The following is a 6,441-nucleotide window of genomic DNA, read 5'->3' as shown; positions in this document are numbered from 1 at the left end:
CTGCTCACCTGGGCGATGCTGGCCGTGCTGATAAGCCCGTCCTTCCACCACCTGGACCTGCCCCGGCCCGCCTACGACGACCTGCTCGCCGAGCTCACCGACCTCGTGCTGGACACCCCGCTGCCCGGCATCCGCACCGCATCGCCGCCGCGACCAGCCGGACCACCACCAGCCGGACTGCCGCTGCGGCCGGCCTCCCGCCGCGAGGCGCTGCTCACCCAGGCGGTGCGGATGTTCGCCACCCACGGCTACGCCGGCGTCGGCATCGAGGACATCGGCAACGCCGTCGGCATCACCGGCCCCAGCGTCTACCACCACTTCCCGAGCAAGCTGGACATGCTGCGCACCGCGTTCCAGCGCAGCACGGCCGCCCTGTTGATGGACGTCAGCGCGATCTATCGGGCTTCGAACGACGCCGCCGACGCCCTGCGCCGGCTGCTCGGCTCCTACCTCCGGTTCACCCAGGCCCACTACGACCTGATCGGGCTACTGATCACCGAGGTCGAGCACCTGCCGGAGGACGAATGCCACGTCGCCCGCCGGGCCCAGCACGACTACCTCACCGAATGGGTTCACCTGCTCCGGCTCGTGCACCCCGAGCTCGACCCCACCGCCGCCCGGATCCGGGTGCACGCCGCGGTCTCCGTTGCCAACGACATGGCCCGCACCCCGCACCTGCGGCACAACCCGGGCCTGCCGGCCGCGGTCGAGTTGATCTGCGGCCGGCTGCTCGGGCTCTGACCTGGCGCTTCCCCGGACCGCGCGCGACCGCGCCGGTGGCGCCGGTGGGTTCGATCAGGCCGAACGAGGCGCGTCCGCGGACGGGTGCCGCACCGCCCGCGCCAAGCCCGAGTCCGCGACCAGCCGGGTAACGGTCAGCGTGACGGTGTAGGTGGCGGTGGCGAGGGCAAGGATGGCGAAGCTCGGGGGGATCCGCGGGGCGAGGTAGCTGGTGGTCAGTCCGGCCCAGGTCACCGCGACCGCGACCGCGGTGGAGATCATCATTCCATGGTAAGGGCGGGCGGTGAGCCGGTGGGCGGTGCCGGCGGGTGCGGCGAACAGGCCGAGGAGCAGCAGGGCACCGACGACCTGGGTGGCCTCGGCGGCGGTCGCCCCGACAAGGCCGAGGAAACCGACGCCAAGGAGGCGGACGGGGACACCTCGGGCGGCCGCGACCGCGCCGTCCAGGCTGGCGAACAGCAGGGGGCGCCCGATCGCGATGGTGGCGAGGCAGAGGAAGGCGGCGAGTATGGCAGCCTCCCAGGCGTGGGAGGCGTCCAGGCCGAAGATCGAGCCGAACAGGACGGTGACGCCGGCGGTGCCGTTGCCGGTGTTGCGGTGGGTGGTGTAAAGGGTAAGGAAGAGCACCCCGAGGCCGAGGACCCAGGCGAACACGCTGCCGATGACGACGTCGTCGGCGTGGCCGCGGGGGCCGAGAGCGCCGAGGGCGCCGAGGGCGCACCCGACGGTGACGGTGGCGGCGAACAGGCCGACGCGGGTATCGATCCCGGTGGCCAGGGCGGCGAGTGCGCCGGTGAACGCCACATGGGACAACGCGTCGGCGGTGAAGACCTGGGCGCGCAGGACGAGGAAGTAGCCGACGAGTCCGGCCGCCATAGCAATCCCCGTTCCGGCGATGAACGCATGCTGCATGAACGGGTACTCGAACATCGCGGTCAGTCCGGTGTCCGCCGTGGCTGCGGTCATGCTGCTGCTCCGGTCGTCCGGGGGACGCGGGCGGCCCGGCCGAGCAGGTCGCGCGCGCCGACGGCGAGACGGGCGAGGAGGTACAGGCCGAAGGAGAAGCTGGTGATGAAAAAGCCGAACGGATAGGGCGAGTAGTAGGCCACGGTCAGCCCGGCCCAGGTGACCAGCAGGCCTAGCAGCACGGTGAGCGTGAGGCTGAGGGCCGGTCGGGTGGTGAGGACCTGTGCGGTCGCGGCCGGGATGACCAGCAGGGTGAAGACGAGGAGGGTTCCGGTGATCTGGCTGACCTCCGCGGCGGTGCTCCCGAGCAGGATCAGGAAAACCACCGACAGACCCCGCACCGGCACTCCGGCGGCGGCGGCCACAGCTGGATCGAGCGAGGCGAACAGCAGTGGCCGCCCGATGAGCGCCAGCACTGCCAGGACCGCCACGGCGACGGCGGTCAGCGTGAGGACCATGTCGTCGGTGATTCCCAGGAAGCTGCCGAACAGCAGCGTGTTGACCCCGCCGAAGAATCCCTTGTACAGGCTGACGAACAGGAATCCGCAGGCCAGCGCGAACGCCTGGACGGTACCGATGATGGCCGACTCCGCGGCCCGCCCGGCTGCCCCACCCAGCCCGGGGACAGCAGCGATGATCAGCGCCGCGGTAAGGCAGAAGGCGAAGTAGCCGTAGGTCGCGCCCAGGCCGAGCCAGATCGCCCCGGCCGCGCCCGGGAAACCGGCCACGGCGAGGGTGTGGCCGGCGAAGGCCTGGCGGCGTAGGACCATGAACCATCCAGTTGCCCCGGCGGTCAGCGCGACGATGGTTCCGGCCCGGAACGCGTTCACCATGAACGGGTAGGCGAACATCTGCCGGACGTCGCGGACCAGGTTCCACGACAGGCCCGCGTCGGTCGCGACCACCGCCGCAGTGATCACAGGTGGCCGGTCCCGTTATGACGGTCGGTGTGTACAGCGGGCGGCTCGGGCTGGCCGACGACGACGAGGCGCCCGTCGGAGGTGGTCAGCACCTCGATGGGGGCCTGGTAGAGCCGGCTTAACGTCGCACTGGTGATGACCTCGGCGGGAGAGCCCGAGACCGCACCGCCGGCGGCGAGGTAGATGACCCGGTCGAGGCTGGGCAGGATCGGGTTGACGTCGTGGGCGACCATCAGCACGGTCACCCCCGCCGTCTGGCAGATAGTGCGGATGAGGGCCGCGACCGCGGCGGCGTTGGGCGGGTCCAGGCTGTCCAACGGTTCGTCGAGGAGCAACAGCCGGGGCCGGCGGGCGAGCGCCTGGGCGATCAGAAGCCGCTGCTGCTCCCCACCGGACAGCCGGCCGATCGGCTGGTGGGCGTAGCCGGTGGCGCCGACCTGCTCGACGAGTTCGGCGACGCGCCGCCGCGCTGTCCGGGCGCGATCTCTGCCGGGCAGCGGCAGACCCCACCGGTGGCCGTCGAGACCGAGGCGGACGATGTCAAGCCCCCGGATCCGTACCGACGGGTCGAAGCTCCGTCGCTGCGGCAGATAGCCGACCTCGGCGCGGGCCCGCCCGGGATGCCGGCCCAGCACCACCACCCGCCCCGCGGCCAGCGGCAGCAGGCCAAGGGCCGCCTTGAGCAGGGTGGACTTACCGACGCCGTTGGGACCGAGGATCGCGACGAACTCCCCCGCGCCGGCCTCGACGCTCACCCCGCTCCATACCATCCGCCTGCCGAGACGAACCGCCGCACCCTCGAACATCACCGCCGATACGGCCGGCCGGTCGCTGCCGGCCGGCGCCACCGCCTCGTCAACCTCGGCGCTCGAGCCGCCGGATCGAGGGTACGCCACCGTCGCCATCCTCGTTACCTTCCGCTTACGTGCCGGTTGCCACTTACTTGCCGGTTGCCTGCGCCAGCGACCCGCGCAGGGCTTCCAACTGGGCGACCTGCCACTCCTGGAACGATGCTCCGGCCGGGACGAGCGTCTCGGTGATGGTGGTCACCGGGATGTGGGCCGCCTTCGCCTCCTCAACCTGCCGTTGCACGTCCGGGGTGGCGTTCTGGCTGTTGTAGACGTAGACTTTGATCTCCCCGGTCTTGATCTGACTGTCGATGGTGCTCTTGTCCGCGGCAGTCGGGTCGGTGCCCTCCGAGATCGCGCGCAGGAAGGCCGGCGGGGTCAGCAGGTTCAGCCCGAGCGCCGGGGACAGCATCTCGAAGATGCTCTCCGAGGCCCCGACCGGCGTCCCGGCGTACTTCTTCTTGATCGTTGCGATGAGGTCGGTGTACGGCTTGAGGGTCGTGGCGGTGAAGGATGCCCGCTGCTGATCGAAGTAGCCCGCGCCAGCGGGGTCGATCTTCTTGTAGTCGGCGGTGACCTGGTCGATCACCTTCGCGACGTCATCCGGGTTGTACCAGCGATGCGGGTTGTCGCCGTCATTCGCGCCGACCAGGTCGCCGACGGTCAGCGTCACCCGCCCGGCCGCCGGGTTGGCCGCCGCCAGCTTGCCCGCCCACGGGTCGTAGCCGACGCCGTTGTCGATGAACAGCCGCGCACCGGCGATCGCCCGGCCGTCGGCGGGGGTCGGCTCATAGTCGTGCGGGTCGGCGTCGGGATTGTCGATGATGCTGGTGACCGCCACCCGATCGCCCCCCAGCTGGGCGGCGATGCTGCCCCAGAAGTTCTCGGCCGCCACCACAGCGATCTTCCCGCTGCCGGTGGCGCCGGTCCCGGTGTCCTCCGACGAGGACGTCCCACACGCGGCCACGACCATCGCCACGCCGGCGGCCACTACCCCCAGGCCGCGCGGCATCCGCCCGGGCTGCACCCGCCAGCGCCGCACCGTGACCAGCCGTGCACCATCCACCACGATCTCCCTGCTTGTCACCCGACCGGACCTGCTAGCAGTACCGGGATTCATTTTCGCAAAGGTAGCGGCTAATGGAAACCGTTACAAGTTCGAGTTCGAGCGGTCGGCGATGACGCGGGGCGGGCCGCCCATCCGCCCATCCGCCTGCATGATCGACCAGATGCTTTGCCGGGTCGGACGCCCTGCGCCGTCCACCGGGGGCGCGCACCGGGCGTGCACCGGGTGTACGGAGGCGGGACGCGCCGCATCGCACGGCAGATCCGGCGGGGTGTCGGGGTGCGCCGCCGCGGCGCAATCGATCTGCACACGGAGTATCACTGTCGGTATTGACAACGGTTGTTGTATCCAAGACAGTGGTGATCGTTGTCGTTGCCACCAGCCCAGGAGGTATCCATGTCCCTGACGGTGTCGCCCGACCTGTTGGAGCAGGCCGAACAAGGTCACGTCGACGAGGCCGACTTCCTCGCCTGTATCCGCACTTCCCTGCCCTACGCCTACGGACTGGTCGAGCGGCTCGCCGGCGAGCTGCCCACCGCAGCCCGCGACTTCGCCGACAACCAGACCCCGCCCACGGACGACGCCGAGCAGGGACAGCTGTTGCGGGCGATGGCCAGCACCTCGATACGCGCGGCCCTGGAACGGCACTTCGGCGTGGCGCTAGCCTTCCAGAACTGCCATCGGCTGGCCGCTTTCCGCCCCCAGGCCACGGGCGGCGAGCAGTACCGCCGCTTCATCTCCCCGGAGAGCCAGGTCCTCAACCAGCAACCGGAGTTCGTCAACTGCTAGCCTGGGCTCCCGGGATATTTTGATCTCGATGGCCCGGCGGGCCGGTGTTGTCCATTTTGTATCTGATTTGTCCTGGACGTTCATCCACCGGCCCGCCTGGCCCTCTGATCAGAATCGGGTACCACCCGCAACATGGCGTCGATCGTGGGGAGCGTCGAGGCAGACGGACCTCCTACCTCGCGTTCATCGACGCCACCAACACCAAAGCGTCGATCGCGCAACGGGACAGGGCGCTGTGGCGTGTTACCGCTACCGCGTTGGGATGCTCAGGATGACGTCGCGGCCCACGCTGCTCACGGTCGGATGCGCGGGCGGTGCTGGCCTGTGCCCACACAGCCCGAGGTAGTAGGTCACCACACCCTCGAAGTCGCCGCCCCGCTTCACGTCGATGACATTCGTTGTCCGGCCGAGAGGGAAGAGGTTCCTCGGAGCGGTGGGTTGACCTTCGAGGTTGTGTGCGGCGGCGTTGTGGAGGGTGACCTTCACGAAGGATCGTCCCAGCACAAAGACCCGGTTACCGGATCCGTCCTGGATCAGCCCCGATCTCGGCACGTACTCGGCTCTGACATCTTTCGGCGCCGACGGCCGGAAGGTGAAGGTGACGATGTCCACCCGGGCGCTGGCCGCGTGGGCGAAGCGGATGTGCATGAGCACAGGTGTGACCGGTGGAGCCGCCGCCCGAGAAACCCCCATCTCGCTGAAGACCAAGCTGAGGGTGAGGAGCAGGACGGCGCTCGTGACTGTGGCGATCCTTCTCATTTCTGGTTCCTTCTTCTTCGCTGCTTGAGGGGCGCCGAAAGGCGTCCAACCTGATGCGTGTAGCCGAGCGTCTTGTGGTGGTGCCCGGGCCGGGCCAGGCACCGCACGCAGAGCGTGTGCGCCGCTCGCCCGGACCGTTTCCGGGTAGCTGGCGCACGGCAATCGGTATGAGTCAGGGCCCTGCCACGGAGGGAGACACAGATCACCGTTATGAGCCTCGGTGAAGGCGTTGGTCCTTACTCCGTGCATGAGGCCACCCCCTCGGGGGTTCCGCTCGCGGCCTACAGGTTCCGCCCTGCCCTGAGGGGCGTCAACTCGGCGAACCGGAGGAATCCGGGCCGGTGGCCGGTGG

7 protein-coding genes are annotated in these 6,441 nt (G+C 69.7%); 2 read left to right on the top strand and 5 right to left on the bottom strand.

The window, feature by feature from the left end:
• Positions 1 to 741: TetR/AcrR family transcriptional regulator (locus AC08OJ_RS17750; protein WP_476596326.1), on the top strand; the 741-nt coding region annotated here is incomplete at its 5' end.
• A 54-nt stretch (positions 742 to 795) separates the two neighbouring features.
• Here AC08OJ_RS17750 and AC08OJ_RS17745 read toward each other — a convergent pair.
• Genes AC08OJ_RS17745 through AC08OJ_RS17730 form a run of 4 tightly spaced genes read right to left on the bottom strand, consistent with a single transcriptional unit; the run spans position 796 to position 4,562 of the window.
• A complete protein-coding gene (locus AC08OJ_RS17745) occupies positions 796 to 1,707 on the bottom strand; it encodes a metal ABC transporter permease (protein WP_476596324.1) in 912 nt (303 codons plus the stop codon).
• The gene (locus tag AC08OJ_RS17740; RefSeq protein WP_476594320.1) at positions 1,704 to 2,627 is read right to left on the bottom strand and encodes a metal ABC transporter permease; all 924 of its coding nucleotides are present in this window, start codon (positions 2,625 to 2,627) and stop codon (positions 1,704 to 1,706) included. The genes AC08OJ_RS17745 and AC08OJ_RS17740 overlap by 4 nt, the downstream gene beginning before the upstream one ends.
• Complete coding sequence (locus tag AC08OJ_RS17735; protein ID WP_476594319.1) at positions 2,624 to 3,532, bottom strand: metal ABC transporter ATP-binding protein; 909 nt, start codon at positions 3,530 to 3,532, stop codon at positions 2,624 to 2,626. Before AC08OJ_RS17735 ends, AC08OJ_RS17740 begins: the two co-directional genes overlap by 4 nt.
• Positions 3,533 to 3,566: 34 nt before the next feature.
• Complete coding sequence (locus tag AC08OJ_RS17730; protein ID WP_476596322.1) at positions 3,567 to 4,562, bottom strand: metal ABC transporter solute-binding protein, Zn/Mn family; 996 nt, start codon at positions 4,560 to 4,562, stop codon at positions 3,567 to 3,569.
• A gap of 375 nt (positions 4,563 to 4,937) precedes the next feature.
• Between AC08OJ_RS17730 and AC08OJ_RS17725 the strand changes: the two genes are divergently transcribed.
• Positions 4,938 to 5,330 (top strand): SCO5389 family protein, encoded by a 393-nt coding sequence (locus AC08OJ_RS17725; RefSeq protein WP_476594317.1) that lies wholly within the window; start codon positions 4,938 to 4,940, stop codon positions 5,328 to 5,330.
• 249 nt (positions 5,331 to 5,579) lie between these two features.
• On the opposite strand, the gene AC08OJ_RS17720 is transcribed toward AC08OJ_RS17725, so the two are convergent.
• Positions 5,580 to 6,089 carry an AMIN-like domain-containing (lipo)protein gene (locus AC08OJ_RS17720; RefSeq protein ID WP_476594316.1) on the bottom strand — a complete coding sequence of 170 codons (510 nt, stop codon included), beginning with the start codon at positions 6,087 to 6,089 and terminating at the stop codon, positions 5,580 to 5,582.
• Positions 6,090 to 6,441 lie beyond the last annotated feature (352 nt).

The sequence above is a fragment of the Frankia sp. CgKIO3 genome, assembly GCF_977946435.1.
The sequence above is the reverse complement of the archived record's forward strand: the minus strand, read 5'-3'. Positions and strand labels throughout refer to the sequence as shown.